This is a genomic window from Brevibacillus brevis (assembly GCF_031583145.1).
In the GTDB taxonomy this organism is placed as follows: Bacteria; Bacillota; Bacilli; order Brevibacillales; family Brevibacillaceae; genus Brevibacillus; species Brevibacillus brevis_E.
Genome location: NZ_CP134050.1, coordinates 5,724,452 through 5,741,088, shown reverse-complemented (window position 1 = coordinate 5,741,088; position 16,637 = coordinate 5,724,452). Strand labels below are relative to the sequence as shown.

The 16,637-nt window shown below is 54.5% G+C and carries 17 protein-coding genes; all 17 read left to right on the top strand.

Features of this window, described 5'->3' with window-relative positions:
- Positions 1-17 precede the first annotated feature (17 nt).
- The 17 genes from nuoL to RGB73_RS28195 all read left to right on the top strand — a co-directional run bounded on the left by nuoL (position 18) and on the right by RGB73_RS28195 (position 16,604).
- The gene (gene nuoL, locus RGB73_RS28275) at positions 18-1,940 is read left to right on the top strand and encodes an NADH-quinone oxidoreductase subunit L (protein WP_310766697.1); all 1,923 of its coding nucleotides are present in this window, start codon (positions 18-20) and stop codon (positions 1,938-1,940) included.
- Positions 1,924-3,474: a complex I subunit 4 family protein gene (locus RGB73_RS28270; RefSeq protein ID WP_310766694.1), complete on the top strand. Its 1,551-nt coding sequence runs from the start codon at positions 1,924-1,926 to the stop codon at positions 3,472-3,474. The genes nuoL and RGB73_RS28270 overlap by 17 nt, the downstream gene beginning before the upstream one ends.
- Positions 3,475-3,477: 3 nt before the next feature.
- Positions 3,478-5,007 (top strand): NADH-quinone oxidoreductase subunit NuoN, encoded by a 1,530-nt coding sequence (gene nuoN / locus RGB73_RS28265; protein WP_310766691.1) that lies wholly within the window; start codon positions 3,478-3,480, stop codon positions 5,005-5,007.
- 257 nt (positions 5,008-5,264) lie between these two features.
- A complete protein-coding gene (locus tag RGB73_RS28260) occupies positions 5,265-5,495 on the top strand; it encodes a DUF1146 family protein (protein WP_310766688.1) in 231 nt (76 codons plus the stop codon).
- 73 nt (positions 5,496-5,568) lie between these two features.
- Entirely contained in the window at positions 5,569-6,345 is a 777-nt protein-coding gene (locus RGB73_RS28255; RefSeq protein WP_310766685.1) for a YwmB family TATA-box binding protein, read from the top strand.
- An 18-nt stretch (positions 6,346-6,363) separates the two neighbouring features.
- Positions 6,364-7,692, top strand: coding sequence for a UDP-N-acetylglucosamine 1-carboxyvinyltransferase (murA, locus tag RGB73_RS28250; RefSeq protein WP_310766682.1), 1,329 nt, complete (start codon positions 6,364-6,366; stop codon positions 7,690-7,692).
- A gap of 157 nt (positions 7,693-7,849) precedes the next feature.
- Positions 7,850-8,860 carry a stage II sporulation protein D gene (gene spoIID / locus RGB73_RS28245; RefSeq protein ID WP_310766679.1) on the top strand — a complete coding sequence of 337 codons (1,011 nt, stop codon included), beginning with the start codon at positions 7,850-7,852 and terminating at the stop codon, positions 8,858-8,860.
- Between the two features lie 90 nt (positions 8,861-8,950).
- Positions 8,951-9,682: a stage II sporulation protein SpoIIQ gene (locus tag RGB73_RS28240; RefSeq protein WP_310766676.1), complete on the top strand. Its 732-nt coding sequence runs from the start codon at positions 8,951-8,953 to the stop codon at positions 9,680-9,682.
- A 221-nt stretch (positions 9,683-9,903) separates the two neighbouring features.
- The gene (gene spoIIID, locus RGB73_RS28235) at positions 9,904-10,188 is read left to right on the top strand and encodes a sporulation transcriptional regulator SpoIIID (protein ID WP_003388385.1); all 285 of its coding nucleotides are present in this window, start codon (positions 9,904-9,906) and stop codon (positions 10,186-10,188) included.
- Positions 10,189-10,268: 80 nt separating this feature from the next.
- Positions 10,269-11,285 (top strand): rod shape-determining protein, encoded by a 1,017-nt coding sequence (gene mreB, locus RGB73_RS28230; protein ID WP_310766656.1) that lies wholly within the window; start codon positions 10,269-10,271, stop codon positions 11,283-11,285.
- A gap of 6 nt (positions 11,286-11,291) precedes the next feature.
- A complete protein-coding gene (locus tag RGB73_RS28225; RefSeq protein WP_310766653.1) occupies positions 11,292-12,257 on the top strand; it encodes a flagellar hook-basal body protein in 966 nt (321 codons plus the stop codon).
- Positions 12,258-12,272: 15 nt separating this feature from the next.
- Positions 12,273-13,106, top strand: coding sequence for a flagellar hook-basal body protein (locus RGB73_RS28220; protein ID WP_310774587.1), 834 nt, complete (start codon positions 12,273-12,275; stop codon positions 13,104-13,106).
- A gap of 26 nt (positions 13,107-13,132) precedes the next feature.
- A complete protein-coding gene (locus RGB73_RS28215; RefSeq protein ID WP_310766651.1) occupies positions 13,133-13,381 on the top strand; it encodes a DNA-directed RNA polymerase subunit beta in 249 nt (82 codons plus the stop codon).
- Positions 13,382-13,521: 140 nt separating this feature from the next.
- Complete coding sequence (locus RGB73_RS28210) at positions 13,522-14,043, top strand: CDP-alcohol phosphatidyltransferase family protein (protein WP_310774585.1); 522 nt, start codon at positions 13,522-13,524, stop codon at positions 14,041-14,043.
- Positions 14,044-14,210: 167 nt separating this feature from the next.
- Complete coding sequence (gene fabZ, locus RGB73_RS28205) at positions 14,211-14,669, top strand: 3-hydroxyacyl-ACP dehydratase FabZ (RefSeq protein WP_310766649.1); 459 nt, start codon at positions 14,211-14,213, stop codon at positions 14,667-14,669.
- Between the two features lie 69 nt (positions 14,670-14,738).
- Complete coding sequence (locus tag RGB73_RS28200; RefSeq protein WP_310766648.1) at positions 14,739-15,476, top strand: WecB/TagA/CpsF family glycosyltransferase; 738 nt, start codon at positions 14,739-14,741, stop codon at positions 15,474-15,476.
- Positions 15,477-15,503: 27 nt separating this feature from the next.
- The gene (locus tag RGB73_RS28195; protein ID WP_310766646.1) at positions 15,504-16,604 is read left to right on the top strand and encodes a glycosyltransferase family 4 protein; all 1,101 of its coding nucleotides are present in this window, start codon (positions 15,504-15,506) and stop codon (positions 16,602-16,604) included.
- Positions 16,605-16,637: the final 33 nt, after the last annotated feature.

The window sequence follows — 16,637 nt, the reverse complement described above, 5'->3', positions numbered from 1 at the left end:
TGATAAGGAGGACAAAGATGGATATTCTTCTGCACTACGCCTGGCTCATCCCTCTGTTTCCGCTTCTTGCTTTCATCGTGATCGTTTCGTTTGGTCGCCAGTTGAAAGAAGGAGCTTCTCTGGTCGGCATTGTGCTGACGGCTATTTCGTTCGTGATCGCGGTCCTGGTTTTCTGGGAGAGATTTCAGACGGCAGCGACCGATTACAAGTTTGTCGTCGACTGGCTCCAGGTGGGGGATATCGTGATCAACATGGGCTTCGAGGTCACCCCGCTCAATGCCATGATGCTGGTCATCGTGACATTGGTCAGCCTCTTGGTCCAGATTTACTCCAGAGGCTACATGCACGGCGACGAACGATTTCCGGTTTTCTACCAGTACCTGGCGCTGTTCACGTTTTCGATGCTGGGTCTGGTGATTTCGCCCAACCTGCTGCAGGTGTACATTTTCTGGGAGCTCGTAGGGGTCTGTTCGTTCCTGCTCGTAGGCTACTACTACTTCAAGCCGGAGGCGAAGGCAGCCGCGAAAAAGGCGTTTATCGTCACCCGCGTCGGCGACCTGGGGCTGTTCATCGGGATCTGCCTGTTGTTCTGGTGGACCGGCAGCTTTGACTTCGAGCAAATTTTTGAAAGTGTGGCACTTGGCAGGCTGGAGCCGTGGATGATTACACTCGCGGCCATCCTCATTTTCGTCGGCGCGGTCGGCAAATCCGGCCAATTCCCGCTTCATACGTGGCTGCCCGACGCGATGGAAGGTCCGACACCGGTATCTGCGCTGATCCATGCCGCGACGATGGTTGCCGCAGGGGTGTACCTCGTGGCCGCGTCCTATCCGTTGTTTATCGCTTCGGAGACGGCTTTGACGGTCGTCGCTTACGTAGGCGGCTTCACGGCGATTTTTGCAGCCTCCATCGGGCTCACCCAGAGGGATATCAAGCGGGTGCTCGCGTATTCGACGGTGAGCCAGCTCGGGTACATGATGATGGCTCTGGGCGTAGCGGGAGCTGCCGGGTACGTCGCCGGATCCTTTCATCTGATGACCCACGCCTTCTTCAAAGCGCTGCTCTTCCTCGGGGCAGGCAGCGTCATTCATGCGGTACATACACAGGATGTGTTTGAAATGGGTGGGCTGTGGAAGAAAATGCCAATCACCGCATTGACGTTTTTGATCGGCTGTCTGGCGATCGCGGGAATCTTCCCGTTTGCCGGCTTCTGGTCCAAGGAAGAGATCCTCGGCGCTGTCTATGCCGCACATCGCTTCGATCTGCTGGTGATTGCTCTGGTGGCCGCGTTTTTTACGGCGTTCTACATGTTCCGTCTGTACTTCCTGACTTTTACCGGAGAGCCGCGCGGGAAACACGAAGCGCACGAGTCGCCTTCCGTGATGACAGGCCCCTTGCTGATCCTGGCTGTGCTGGCGATCGTTGCGGGCTTTGTCAATACGCCGTACGCCCCGATGCTGTCCGACTGGCTGCTTGCCACCAGTACCGGCGACTCGATCACGAGCGTGTTTGGCGACGGCGGGGAGCATACGGCGACTTGGCTGCAGGTGCTCGCCTTGGCGATTTCCATTCTGGGAATTGTGCTCGCCTATTTCATGTACGGGAAAAAATCCGTTCCGGCAGATGCGATACCGGAGACGCTGCCTTGGCTGTACCGGCTGTCCTACCGGAAGTATTACGTGGATGAGCTGTACCAGTACGCAATCGTACGGCCGCTCGGCTGGCTGGGGATTGTCCTGAACGGTTTTGACAAGTACATCGTGGATGGTCTGGTAGGACTTGTGGCGAAAATTGTGCAGGGGATCGGCGCCTTGCACGCCAGAATGCAGAGCGGGCAGGTGCAGTCTTACGGAGCCGTGGTGCTCTTTGGCCTGCTGCTCTTGATTGTCGCCATCAGCCTAACGGCGGGAGGAGGTGGACTCTTTGGGTTCGGTCGCTAATATCCTTTTGTCGTCAATCGTGTTCTCGCCGCTCTTGGCGATCATCGTTCTCGCTTTCGTGCCGAGTCATCAAGGGGGAGCCATCAAGAAGGTCGGCGTTTTCGGTACACTGCTGCCACTGCTCCTGTCTTTGTGGATGTTCGGGGCCTTCCGTTACGACACGGCCAATCTGCAGTTCGTGGAAAAGCATGACTGGATTTCCATTCCCATCGGGATGTCGCAAATGGGTCAGGCGGGCACCGTCTTTACGTTTGACATCAATTACGAACTGGGCGTAGACGGCATATCGATGCCGCTCATCCTGCTGACGACGATTATCGCGGCGCTGGCAGCGACAGCGTCCTGGTCGATCAAAAAGAGAGTGAAAGAGTATTTCATCCTGTTTCACATCCTGTTGATCGGGATGCTCGGGGTCTTTGCCGCCGACAACCTGTTCCTGTTCTTTATTTTCTTTGAAATGACGCTGGTGCCGACGTTTTTCCTCATCGGCATCTGGGGCTACGGAGAGCGCGAGCGTGCGGCCAACAAGTTCCTGCTGTACAACGGGATCGGTTCCGGCATCATGCTCCTGGCTTTCATCGTACTCTTTATCATGCTGCGCACGTTGAATATCGACCAGATCGCGACGATATTGTCCACGCCGGAGCACCCGGCAGCGCAGCTCATGACGCCGGCATTTCGCTACGGGTTGTTCCTGACGCTGTTTATCGCCTTTGCGATCAAGCTTCCGGTTTTTCCTTTCCACACATGGATGCTCAAAGTCCACGTGCAGGCGCCTCCATCCATCGTAATGATTCACTCCGGCATTTTGCTCAAGATGGGGGCTTACGGTCTCATCCGGATGGGCATCGGCTTTTTCCCGGAGCAGGCGTACGGCTTTTCGACCTGGCTGGCCGTGCTCGGCATCATCAACGTCCTGTACGGAGCCGTGCTGGCATTCGTCCAGAAAGATTTGAAAATGGTCCTCGCATACTCCAGTATCAGCCACATGGGAATTGTCCTCCTCGGGCTCGCTTCGATGAATACGATCGGCTTCCAGGGAGCGATGTTCCAGGTGGTGTCCCACGGCTTCATTTCGGCGCTGCTGTTCTTCCTGATCGGCGTCATCTGGGATCGCACCGAGACTTCGATGATCGACGACCTGGGCGGCCTCGCCAAATCGATGCCGTTTGTCAGCGGGATCTTGCTGGCGGGCGGGATGGCCTCTCTCGGACTGCCGGGCATGTCCGGGTTTATCAGCGAATTTTTCGCTTTCCTGGGATTGTTCGGACGCATGCCAGTACTTGCGGCGGTAGGGGCGCTCGGCATCGTGCTCACGGCTGTGTATCTGCTTCGCGCCATTTTGCGCACGACATTCGGCAGGATGCCTGACCGGTTCATCGGCCTCGCCGACGCTCAGCCGATGGAAGTCATCCCGATGGTCGTACTGTTGGGGTGCATTATCCTGATCGGGGTGTATCCGGCTGTCCTGGGCAATCCGATGCAGCAAGCTTTGAAAACGATCGTACCCATCGTCACGGGAATAGGAGGGTAATCCATGGACGTAAAAGATATTTTCTCGTATGACTGGAGCTACCTTCTGCCCGAGTTTATCATTCTTGGCTTTGCTACCGTGCTCTCGCTGCTCGACCTGTTTGCGGGAAAAAGGCTGGGCAAACAGGTGATCGGCTGGCTGTCCCTGGTCGGAGTCGTGCTGGCTGCCGTATTCGTCTTCGCCAACGAAAGCTCGCTCGACAAGCCGTACAGCTACATGGCGGACATGATTCGCATCGACAGCTACGGCAACGCGTTCAAGCTGCTGTTCCTGGCCGGGACGGCCTTTGCGCTGCTGTTGTCCCTTTCCTATTTGAAGCAGAGGGAAGTCGAGCATCAGGGAGAATATTACTACCTGCTGCTGACGGCTCTGCTGGGAGCGATGGTCATGGCATCCTCGGCCGATTTGATCACCTTGTTCGTCGGTCTGGAGCTCTTGTCCCTTTCTTCCTACGTGCTGGTTGGCTTGCGGAAAAAGTCGCTCCATTCGAACGAGTCGGCTTTCAAGTACGTGGTCACGGGAAGCATCGCGACAGCCGTTACGCTGTTCGGGATGTCCTACGTGTACGGCCTTACCGGAACGACGCATGTGTACGAGATTGCGGGGCGGTTGGCGGAAGCGTCGATGGCAGGCTATTCGTTCCTCGTCTATATGGCCTTTGTCTTCCTGGCGGTAGGTCTTGCCTTTAAAATTTCGGCCGTTCCCAATCACATGTGGGCGCCGGATGTCTACCAGGGAGCACCGACACCCGTTACGGCATTTCTCGCCGTGGTGTCCAAGGCCGCGGGCTTCGCACTGCTGTTCCGCCTGCTGCTCGTCTCTTTCCTCTACGTGACCGATGGAGTAAGCAGCCGATTCTTTTTCGAACAGGGTAGCTTCTACCTCGGGCTGATGGCCGCGCTCTCGATGATCGTCGGGAATACGATGGCGATGCGTCAGACCAATGTCAAGCGCATGATGGCCTACTCGGGAATTGCGCAGGCCGGGTACCTGCTCGTTTCGTTCGTGCCGCCGACCACCCTGTTTTTCAGCCAGGCGATCTTCTACCTGTTCGGCTACTTGCTGGTCAGCTTTGGAGCCTTTGCGGTGATCATGGTCGTTTCCCGCGAGCAGCAGTCGGAGGATTTGAAAGGCTTCGCGGGCTTGTATCACCGTTCGCCGGCGATGGCCATCGCGATGACGATCTTCCTTTTGTCCCTGGCGGGGATCCCGGTTACGGCAGGGTTCTTCGGCAAATTCTATCTGTTCATGGGCTCGCTGGCACAGGAAAACTACTGGCTGTCCGCGACCATGATCATCACCAGCGTCATCTCGTACTATTACTACTTCGGAATCATTCGGCAAATGTACATGCGTCCGGGGACGAGCGAAGCCCCGCTTCCTGTGCCAAAGGGCATCTGGGCGTTTGTGCTCGTCATGGCAGTCGCCACCGTGTTTTTCGGGGCGTTTCCGGGACTTGTGACCGATTACGTCCAGGCGCATTTCAACCCGTCGTTTGATTTTGGCAACATGCTCCCGCCGAGCTTCCAATGAGACTCGTAACAGGATAGCACTTCATGTACAATAGTAGGATAGCCTCTATGCAGGGGCTGTCCTTTTTGTATGTTCAAAGGTACGTTCCAGCGGGGGGAATCCTGGACTGGTGCTTCGGAGAGAAAGGGGAGGCGTAGCAGCAATTGCCGCGCAGACTGCGTCTCTGAAGCGGCTTGTCACGAAAATGACAAGAAACGAGACCTGTTGCGTATACGCCGCACGCGGCTGCTGAAATAAAATCAGAGGAGGAAGAGAATGTGTCGCAAGAAGTGTACGGTTTTTTGAGCATTGTGCTGAACATCGTGTTCATCGGGCTCAGCTGGTGGGCGCTTCAATCGTTCCGTTTCGAAAAGATCCTCAAACGGCCGAACGGAGCACAGGCCAAGCTGCTCCAAATCTTTTTGTCTATTGTAGTGGGCTACGAGATTTCCCGGTTTTTCCTGGATTATCTGGGCTGGTCGCTCACGTTTGGCAACCTGTTTTCCTAAAAGCTCGAACTTCCCCCTGACTGATTGGTATATCCACCCAGTTTCATGTACAAAATGAGAAGTACAAAGAGAGTTGAAACGGGAAGAGGGATCAATCATGGGGAAAAGGTCAGGGTGGTTGGCGCTGGCAGTGGCGCTTGTCGTGTGCATGGGAGCAGTCTATTTGATGCCTGCCGGGGCTGCAGAAGAAAAGCCGGCAGCCGCACAGCTGCTCCAGGCAATGGAAGACTCCGGTGCCACGGCTACCGAAGTGCAGGTGCGTGCACGTACCTCGATAGGACTCGTCAGCAGCCCGGAGGAAGTCGAAGAGTTGGCCAAAGGGTGGGCAAAACAGCTAGAGATTCCTTTTACCCATGTCGAAATCTCGCGGAAAAACCAGATGCTCGCATATCAGACAGAAACCACGCAAGGCGGCGTCCAGATCCGCTACGAGGTGTCAGGCGTTGCCAAAAATGGTTCGTTTGACACATATGTAGTGTGGCAGCTCAAAGGAAGCCGTCAATCTCTACTATATATGGAACAATTACAGGAATCGTTCGCGAATGCCCTGAAAAAAGCCGACTTCATTCCGCAAATTAGCACTTGTATTCGCGGAATGTACAATGTTAAGATGAGTGTTGACCAACAGGAGGGTAAGATTTTGTCGATTTTTCGTTCCCTCCACGCAACAGAAATTGAACGTTTGCAGGATGAGACGGTTGTCAGCATTTCCGGGTATACCCGCGCATGGGAACCATTCATCGCGTTAAACGGACAGAAGATGAATCTACAGGTGGCGACCCATCGGGACAGCGATGATGCAGGAACGTGGATCACCGTAGGCACACCAATCATCACAGTGGAATATTAGCACGCGGAGGGGTACACATTGGATAAAATTATTGTCCGCGGTGGTAAGGCATTGTCGGGGAATGTAAAAGTCTCCGGCGCCAAAAATGCCGTGCTCCCTATTATTGCAGCATCTATCCTGGCCGAAGAAGGGACATGCGTCATCTCGGATGTGCCGGCTCTCGACGATGTCAGGACAATCTGCGACCTCTTGAAATCGATGGGAATCTCCCTTACATATGATCATGAAGTGTTGACTGTAAATGCTGCCAAGCTGACCAGCGTGGAAGCATCCTACGAACTCGTCCGCAAAATGCGCGCATCCTTTTTGGTAATGGGGCCGCTCTTGGCAAGACAAGGACGTGCCAGAGTCGCTCTTCCAGGCGGTTGTGCCATTGGTACAAGGCCGATCGATCAGCACCTGAAAGGGTTCGAGGCGATGGGAGCCAAAATCGAGATCGGACAAGGCTTCATCGAGGCGAGTGTCGAGGGTCGCTTGAAAGGCGCGAAAATTTATCTTGATATCGCAAGTGTAGGGGCTACGGAGAATATCATGATGGCAGCTGCGTTGGCAGAAGGGACCACCGTGATTGAAAACGCGGCGGAAGAGCCGGAAATCGTAGATTTGGCCAACTTCCTCAATCGGATGGGTGCGAAAATCCGGGGTGCCGGTACGGGCTCGATTCGCATTGAAGGGGTAGACAAGATGAAGGGGTGCACCCATTGCGTCATTCCGGACCGGATCGAAGCGGGGACCTTTATGGTTGCGGCTGCGATTACGGGCGGGGATGTCTTCGTGGAAGGCGCGATTTGCGATCACCTCAAATCCGTCACCGCCAAATTGCGGGAGATGGGCGTAGAAGTGGACGAGCAGGAAAACGGCATTCGCGTCCGTCGCACGGGTCCGCTGAAAGCCGTGGATCTCAAGACATTGCCGTATCCAGGCTTCCCGACGGACATGCAGTCGCAAATGATGGCGCTCTTGCTCGTGTCGGAAGGGACCAGCATCGTCACCGAAACGGTTTTTGAAAATCGCTTCATGCACGTGGAAGAATTCCGCCGCATGAATGCCAACATCAAAATCGAGGGACGCAGTGCGATCGTCGAGGGCGGCTCCAAGCTGACCGGAAGCAAAGTCGCCGCAACGGATTTGCGTGCGGGAGCAGCGCTCGTGCTGGCAGGTCTCGTCTCGGAAGGCGAGACGGAGGTGTCCGCGCTCCATCACATCGACCGCGGTTATGTGAACTTTACGGAAAAGCTGCAAGCGCTGGGAGCGGATGTCGAGCGGGTCACGAAGGAAAAGCCGAAGACTCGTGAAGCTTCTGTTCCGGAAACGGTAAAGGTCAGCTTCTCTCCTAATTTTGCTTGAGAAACATGTCAACCAGATGACAAAATGAAAGGCTCTCTGTGAAAACAGAGGGTCTTTTTAACATTCTCGCTTCTCTCTCATTCTCGCGTTCTAGCGCTTCGGGACAAGACATAGATATAACAATGTCTAGCTACTTTACGCGAGGAGGATCAGTCGCATGAAACGTTACCTGGTCTTGTGGTTTATCGCTTTGCCGATCTTGCTCGTCGCGCTGCCTGCGGCGCTGGTCTCTTGGTACGGTCCCGCTGTGCCCAAAGGAGGAACCGCGGATGTGGCCGTATCTGCCCCGGACCCGACCCCCTCGTCACAGCCGCCGCTCAACGTGAAGGTATACCGGACGGAAAAAAAGGTGGTCGAGACGCTCCCGCTGGAGACCTACATCGCCGGCGTGGTCGCGGCCGAAATGCCTGCCGAGTTTGAACTGGAGGCATTGAAGGCACAGGCGATGGCTGCCCGAACATACATCGTGCGCCGGCTTTCCGAGGGCAAGCTGGACGACGTGCCGAAGGGTGCCCAGGTACTGGACACGGTGCAGCATCAGGTCTATATCGACGACAGCCAGCGCCGCGAACGGTGGAAAGACCAGTACGAGTGGAAAAACCAGAGGATACTGGAGGCTGTGCGGGCGACCGCAGGCGTCGTTCTGACGTATGAAGGGAAGCCGATTGACGCCACGTTCTTTTCGACCAGCAATGGATTCACGGAAAACTCGGGCGAGTACTGGGAAAAGCCGATTCCCTATCTGAAAAGCGTGCCAAGTCCGTGGGACATCCAGTCGCCACGCTACGAGGAGACTGTGGTGATGTCGACGGCTGAGCTGGAAAAGAGCCTTGGCGTAAAATTGACGCAGGAAGCTTCCACGGGCGGAGCCTGGTACCGGATCGAGACGAAGACGACGGGTAACCGGGTCGGCAAAATCAGCATCGGCGGGAAAGAATTTACCGGTCGGGAATTCCGCGAGAAGCTAAACCTGAACTCGTCTTCATTTACGATGGAGATGCGAGGCAGCCAGGTGTACATCACGACGAAAGGCTACGGCCACGGTGTCGGCATGAGCCAATGGGGGGCAAACGGCATGGCCAAGAGCGGCAAGAACGCCGAGCAGATCGTCAAGTACTTCTACCAAGGAGTCTCCCTGCAAAACTTTACGAAGATCATGCCGGTTTAGTTACAGCCGGGCAAATTTTTACTTTTCCCTTCTCTCTCAGGTTTATACGCCAAAATTCTGGCGATACTGAGGGATGAGGTGATGAATAAAATGGAAGATCAAAAAAATCAAAATCAACCGATTCCATTCAAGAAGTCAAGTTCTTGGAAAAAAGTATTGGGCAAGAAGTGGGCGTTTCCCGCAATCTACATCGGCACCGCAGCAATCATTCTCGCTTTTGTGATGTGGTATCAGGGCAGCGTCATGAACACGGTATCCAATATGACCAACGTCAAGGATAACGTGGCCGTGACTACTCCCGAAACACCAGCAGAAGAACCACAGGGCGATGAAGCGGTACCGGTCGCAGGCACTGTGCAGCCGTTGGCATGGCCAGTCGGAAAAGGTGTGCAGTACGAGATGGGGATGAGCTTCTACGATGAAGGAGCCTCCAAGGACAATCAGCAAAAAGCGCTGGTCAAGTACAACAACTCTTTCTTCCCGCACACCGGGATCGATTTGAAATCGACGGACGGCAAAGGGTTTGACGTCGTCGCGGCATTGGCGGGAAAAGTCGTCAAGGTGGAAAACGATCCACTCGTCGGCCGAGTCGTGGAAATCGAGCATGCTGACAAAATGGTGACTTCGTATCAAAGCCTGGAAAACGTCGTTGTCAAACCGGGCGATCAAGTGACCCAAGGCCAAGTGATCGGTTCTGCGGGACGCAGCGAATACGAAAAAGATTCCGGCGTTCACCTGCATTTCGAAGTGCGCGTAGACGGCAAGTCGGTCAATCCCGACCAGTACCTGATTCAGGGCGAACCGGAAAGCAAGAACCAATAATCAAGCAAACCACCTGTAAAGCAGCCGCTTTTACGGGTGGTTTTTTTGTACGCGGCAATTTATAAAAATCGCTGTCCAGGATAAGGGTTTTTCCCCTTTTGGTACAAACTGTTGAAAAAAGATGCGGCCGTGCTGGCTTGTCAGGCTTGGAAACGTAGAATATGTGTCCCTACGCACCCATATATTGTATCAGACAATGTAGATACAAGGAGGCGAGTGACGTGCACGACTACATCAAAGAGCGAACCATCAAAATCGGCCGATATATTGTGGAGACGCGAAATACGGTTCGGATGATCGCCAAAGAGTTCGGTGTTTCCAAAAGTACAGTGCACAAAGACTTGACTGAGCGGCTGCCTGAGATAAATCCGGAGTTGGCGAACCAAGTTAAGGAAATTTTGGAATATCACAAAGCCATCAGACATTTGCGGGGAGGCGAAGCCACGAAGATCAAGTACAAACGACGTAGTAAAAAAGTTCGCGTCGAACAGGAAGAAAGTGTGTAAGAAAGAATTTCCTTGTCCTCTTACGTAGAAGAGCCTATGATATTAGATAGAAATGTAACTGGTAACAGGGAGGACCTTTCATGTTTGGCAAAGATATCGGAATCGACTTGGGGACAGCCAATGTCTTGGTTTTTGTAAAAGGCAAGGGAATAGTCCTGGATGAACCATCTGTCGTAGCAATAGACAGCAAAACCAGAAAAGTATTGGCTGTGGGCAACGAAGCTCGCCGTATGGTGGGCCGCACCCCAGGGAACATAGTAGCGATCCGACCTTTGCGGGAAGGTGTCATTGCGGACTTTGAAATAACGGAAGCCATGCTGAAGCACTTCTTGACGAAAATCGGCGGCAAAAGCATGTTTGCACGTCCGCGTATCCTGATTTGCTGTCCGACCAACATCACTTCCGTCGAGCAAAAAGCGATTCGCGAAGCGGCTGAACGCAGCGGCGGCGCCAGAGAAGTGTACATCGAGGAAGAGCCGAAAGTAGCTGCAGTAGGGGCAGGAATGGACATTTTTCAGCCGTCGGGCAATATGGTAGTGGATATCGGTGGAGGTACGACCGATGTTGCTGTCCTGTCCATGGGCGACATTGTCACTTCATCCTCCATCAAAGTAGCAGGGGATACATTTGATGTGGCCATTATGCGGTACATAAAAAATAAATACAAGTTGCTGATTGGAGAGCGTACGGCTGAAGACATCAAGGTTCAGATCGGGACCGTTTCCGACGGGCGCCAGGACGAAATGGACATTCGCGGACGAGATATGGTAAGCGGGCTGCCGCAGACGATTACCATCCGCTCAGGTGAAGTCCAAGAAGCCCTGGCCGAGTCGGTGAGTGCCATTGTACAAGCCTCCAAATCTGTTTTGGAACGAACACCTCCGGAACTTTCTGCCGATATAATTGATAAGGGTGTTTTCTTGACCGGCGGCGGCGCATTGCTGCACGGCATCGACCAGATTCTGGCGGACGAATTGAAGGTCCCCGTGCTGGTCGCGGACGAGCCGATGATGTGCGTAGCCAAAGGGACAGGAATGATGCTGGACTATCTGGACAAAGTACCAGCGCACCGGAATAGGAAATTATTCAGGGGGTAAGATTACGTGATCAGAGGCTTGTATACGTCTGCATCCGGCATGCTGGCCCTGCAGAACAGGCAAGAAACGCTGGCGAACAATCTGGCCAACATCAACACGCCGGGCTACAAGCAGGATGTGGGTGTGATGCGCGCATTTCCGGAACAATTGCTTTCCCGCATCCGCGATCAGGAGGGGCCGGATGTTCAAGGCTACCCGAATTTGACTGGACAGGCTGCCGTGATCGGTCGTCTGAACTCCGGCGTTTACATGTCGGAGGCTATGCCCATGTTTACGCAAGGGGATATCGCGGAAACGCGCAATCCATACGATGTGGCTTTGCTGGACAATCTGCAGCCCGATCAGGATGGCAAGGAACGCCGGTTGTTTTACAGCGTGGCACGCCTGGAGGATGCAACCCAGCCCGCGCAGCCGGAAGATGTCCGCTACACGCGGAACGGAAACTGGAGCGTCAATGCGGACGGCTATCTCGTGACGGCGGACGGGTACTACGTGCTGGACGGCGATAATCGGGCCATTCTCGTCAACGATCCGAACGGGGTGAGCGCAGGCCAGGGTCTGAAGATCAGCCGCCAGGGAGAGCTGCAATACGAAGATCCGGCTACCGGCACGCTGGAAACGCTGCCCAACCACCCAAGGCTCGGACTGAGCGTGGTGACGGATCCGCTGCAGCTCGTGCGCGAAGGGACCAATGTATTCCGTCTGGAAGGCGAAGCGCAGGCGGAAGCGCTGGATGTGGCCGAAGCCAACGATCAGGCAGCTTTGGCGGCAGGTCAATACACGACTCCTGCGATCGCGGGACGCTACGGAACGCAGCAAGGCTGGATCGAGCGGGCCAACGTCGATCCGATGCAGACGATCACAGGGATGATGAGTGTACTGCGCGCGTATGAAGCGAATCAGCGGGTGATCACGACCATCGATGGCACGCTGGAAAAAGCCGCGAATGAAATCGGCCGGGTAAACGGGTAACGGGAGGCAGCCATGATACAGTCGCTTAATATTTCCACAGCCGCCATGCGCGGCATCCAGCAAGCGCTGGACAATACGTCGAACAACCTGTCGAATCTCGATACGCCGGGATACAAGCGCCGCGTGGCTTCGTTTTCCGAGCTGTTGTCCGGCTCGATGAACGAACAGCCTGCGGTCGACAACCAAAATCGCAACACTCCGGCCGGCCTTCGCATCGGGAGCGGGGCGCGGCTCGGATTGACCAAGCTCGATATGGGCCAGGGCAGCATCAAGCAGACGGATGTGCCGACAGACGTCGCCATCGAAGGTGACGGGTATTTTCTTGTCACGAAAAAAATCAAGGACGCCACAGGTGCGGTCATCCAGGAAGAAAACCGGCTGACGCGCGACGGGGCGTTTCAGATCGAGTATGACGACGACGAGGGCGGCTACGTGCTGCATACGCCGTCGGGCTATATTTTGACGGATGACAACGGCGTGCCGTTCGTATTGCCGGAGCCTGTGCGCAATATCCAGATCTCCAAAGAGGGCGTACTGAACGCAGATGGTACCGAGTACGGCAGAATTGGCGTCTGGAAGGTGGACAATCCTGACCAGCTGCAGCAAGTCGGGCAAAACCTGTTCGACGCCGAGATTGCATCCGGAGACAATCCATCGACCAAATATACCAATGTGCTGGCAGAAGGCAGCGCGACTCTGCGCCAGGGGGCGCTGGAGACCTCCAATGTCAACATGATGGAGGAAATGTCCCAGCTGGTGAATATTCAGCGCGCATATCAGCTGAACTCTCGGGCGATCGGCATCAGCGACGAGATGATGAGCATCGCGAATTCGCTGAGGAGCAGGTAATCTATAGGATGACGGGAGAGAGGAGCATGAATCGAGCAGGGGGACAACCATTCCCGCGTGATACCCAGGAAGCCAAGAATAAAGAGCGCCCACGGAGAGGCAGGAATTGGTCCATCGTCATGATCAAAGTCCTGATGGTTCCGCTTCTGCTCTTCTTCTCCCTGGTCATCGGGCTGATGATCGGGTACGGCGTGGTAGGACACAAGCCGACGGCAGAAGTTTTTGATCTGAATACATACAAGCATATGTGGGACCTGTTGTTTGCGGAGACGTGATCGCAGGTCTGCAGGCAGTCGCAGCCCGGACCGCTCGGTTTGGGCTTGCTGCTTTTTACGGGGACTTGTTGTAGCGTTTGTCCACAGAGTATAATAGATCGAGTGGTTGAAAAAGGAAGTGACGATCTGACTACGGAGGGATATCCGTGAATCTTCCTAATTTGCTTACGATCTTTCGCATCGTGCTTATCCCTTTGTACCTATACGTCTTTTTTTCGGCAAACCCGTATCATGTAGAGATCGCTTTGGGCATCCTGATCTTGGCGGGATTGACGGATATTGCGGACGGGTACATCGCGAGGAAACATAAGCTGGTGACCACACTTGGGATCATGCTGGATCCGCTTGCCGATAAATTGATGATGATGGCTGTGATCGCTTCCCTGTTTTTGACGGAGCGTATCAGCTTGTGGGCTGCCTTGTTTTTCTTTGCGCGGGATGTCGCGATGATCGTGACGGGAGCGATCTACCACCTTCGCGGAAAGAAGACCGTACCGGCAAACGCCTATGGCAAACTGACGACCGTATTGTTTTATCTGGTCTTCCCTTTGATTATGTACCGGTACGAGCACAGTGAAGCGATTCTTTGGACAGTGATGGCCTTTTCGTTTATAACGAGCGCGATCTACCTCGGGAAGTTTCGTTTGCTGAATCGCGCTTAGGTGGAGGGGGAAAAAGAGCACTTCCACTTGTCAAAAGGGGAAGCGCTCCTTTATCTCAACCCCGGAAATCGCGTCAGCGAAGACGGGTGTTGTCTTTATTCTCACAAAGCTGTTTGGTCTTCATACATGGACAAGTCTAGTTATGAATGGAAATGGAGCGGTGTATCATGGAATTTCAAGCGCCTTTGGATATCGTGCAAATTCAGGAAATCATTCCTCATCGGTATCCGTTTTTGCTGGTAGACAAAATTGTGGAGCTGGAGCATGGCAAGCGGGCAGTCGGCGTGAAAAACGTTACGATCAACGAGCCGTTTTTCCAGGGCCATTTCCCTGGGTACCCGGTCATGCCAGGCGTCCTAATTGTGGAAGCGCTGGCGCAGGTCGGGGCCGTAGCCATGCTGAGCATGGAGGAACATCGAGGAAAAATCGGGTTGTTCGCCGGCATTGACGAGTTCCGATTCAAGGACCAGGTGAAGCCCGGCGACACGCTGACGCTGGATGTCGAATTGACCCGCGTTCGCGGGACAGTCGGAAAAGGATACGGGAAAGCATTGGTAAATGGCAAGGTTGTAGCCGAGGGCGGACTGATGTTTGCGCTCACTGCAGCGGCTGGGGCACATTCATGACATCTTGAATGTGCCTTTCTTTTCGGGTAAAATGGCAAGTGGGCAACTTACACATTGAAGGTGAAAATATTGGCCAAACAGGTCGCAAGTATACTAGGGGTACCTTTTTCGACACGCGGTTTTCGCGAAAGCGTCGAATACATGGTCGAGCGGATTGAGAACGGAGAGCGAACCCATGTGGTGACCGCCAATCCGGAGATCGTGATGCTGGCAAGGGAAAATCGTGACTTTCGTTCCATTGTCGAACAAGCCTATGTCGTTCCCGATGGCATCGGGATCGTCTATGCGGCCAAATGGACGAACCAACCGATCTATGAGCGCGTTACGGGTGTCGAGCTGCTGGAGGCATTGATGCTCGAGGCAGACCGTCACCGTTGGGATGTATATTTGCTTGGAGCGCGCCCGGATGTGATCAGTCTGGCGGCACAAAAGCTGGCTGAGCGCTATCCGAACGCGCGCGTCGTCGGGTATCGGGACGGATATTTCCGACAAGACGAAGATGAACAAATCGTGCGGGAAATCGCGGAGAAAAAGCCTCATCTCCTGTTTGTGGCGCTGGGAGCGCCGAGGCAGGAAGAGTGGATGAACAAGTATCGCGATCAGTTGAATGCTTCCCTGATGATGGGAGTAGGCGGCAGCTTTGACGTCATTTCCGGGAAAGTCAAACGCGCCCCTGTCTTCTGGCAAAAACTGCACCTCGAATGGTTTTACCGCCTGATCTCCCAGCCTTCCCGCTGGAAGAGACAGCTCGCCATTCCGCGGTTTGTCCTGACAGTCTTGAGAGAAAAACGGAGAAGCCGCTCCTAGATGCACCGGTAGAGAGGAGAACAGTCGATGTCTACATTAATCCTCGGATTTTTGACTTCGCTGATCGTATCGTTTATTGCTACACCGTATGTAAAGAGGCTCGCAGTGAAGGTAGGAGCAGTCGATGCGCCCAACCAGCGCAAGGTACATACGCGGATCATGCCCCGCATGGGCGGACTCGCGATTTACCTGGGCTATCTGGTAGCGTTCTTCCTGTTCGTGCCGTACTCGAGCATCGGGGAAATGCTGGGGATTTTCATCGGCAGCACGATTGTGATGGTAGTGGGGATGCTGGATGACAAGTATCAGCTCTCGCCCAAGTGGAAGCTGCTTGGCCAACTGGCTGCGACGGCGATCGTCGTCATTCCGTTCGGCCTGAAAATTGGCGTCGTCAACCTGCCGTACACAGGCAGCATCGATTTCAGCAGCGGCTGGCTCTTCTGGCTCGCCATCCCGATCACGATGTTTTGGATCGTCGGCGTGACGAATGCCGTCAATCTGATCGACGGACTGGACGGCTTGTCGGCTGGCGTGTCGGCCATCGCGACTGCGACGATGGCGATCATGGCGCTGCTGATGGGCGATTACAAGGTCGCCACCTACTGTTTCGTGCTCCTCGGAGCGATTGTTGGTTTTCTGTACTTCAACTTTCACCCGGCTCGCCTGTTCATGGGCGACACCGGTTCGCTGTTTTTGGGCTTCAACCTGGCTGCCTTGTCGATCATGGGTTTTAAAGAGGCACTTTTCGTTTCGTTCATCATCCCCATCGTCGTGCTGGGCGTGCCGCTCTGGGACACATTCTTCGCCATCGTGCGCCGGATCGTGAACAAGAAGCCGATCTCCAGCCCGGACAAGGGGCACTTGCACCACTGCCTGCTCAACATGGGCCTGTCCCACAGGGCCACCGTGCTGACGATTTACTCGATCAGCATTTTCTTCGGAACGATGGCGATCTTGCTCACCAAGACCACCAAGTGGACGACCCTCATCGTCATGGTCGCCCTTCTGATCGCGACCCACCTGGGTACGGAGATCGTCGGACTGGTGAGCCGCAGACACAGACCGTTGATTAATGCGTATCGCAGATTGAAAGTCAAGTACGCGGAGCAACAACGGAGAACTAACTAATCTCAACAAGTAACTTTTTAGAACCAAGTAGAG

Excerpts from the sequence above, each read along its gene's own strand:
- fabZ (WP_310766649.1), top strand. The coding sequence starts at position 14,211 with ATGGAATTTCAAGCGCCTTTGGATATCGTGCAAATTCAGGAAATCATT.
- nuoL (WP_310766697.1), top strand. The coding sequence starts at position 18 with ATGGATATTCTTCTGCACTACGCCTGGCTCATCCCTCTGTTTCCGCTT.
- nuoN (WP_310766691.1), top strand. The coding sequence starts at position 3,478 with ATGGACGTAAAAGATATTTTCTCGTATGACTGGAGCTACCTTCTGCCC.
- RGB73_RS28240 (WP_310766676.1), top strand. The coding sequence starts at position 8,951 with ATGGAAGATCAAAAAAATCAAAATCAACCGATTCCATTCAAGAAGTCA.
- spoIID (WP_310766679.1), top strand. The coding sequence starts at position 7,850 with ATGAAACGTTACCTGGTCTTGTGGTTTATCGCTTTGCCGATCTTGCTC.
- RGB73_RS28215 (WP_310766651.1), top strand. The coding sequence starts at position 13,133 with ATGAATCGAGCAGGGGGACAACCATTCCCGCGTGATACCCAGGAAGCC.
- RGB73_RS28195 (WP_310766646.1), top strand. The coding sequence starts at position 15,504 with ATGTCTACATTAATCCTCGGATTTTTGACTTCGCTGATCGTATCGTTT.
- mreB (WP_310766656.1), top strand. The coding sequence starts at position 10,269 with ATGTTTGGCAAAGATATCGGAATCGACTTGGGGACAGCCAATGTCTTG.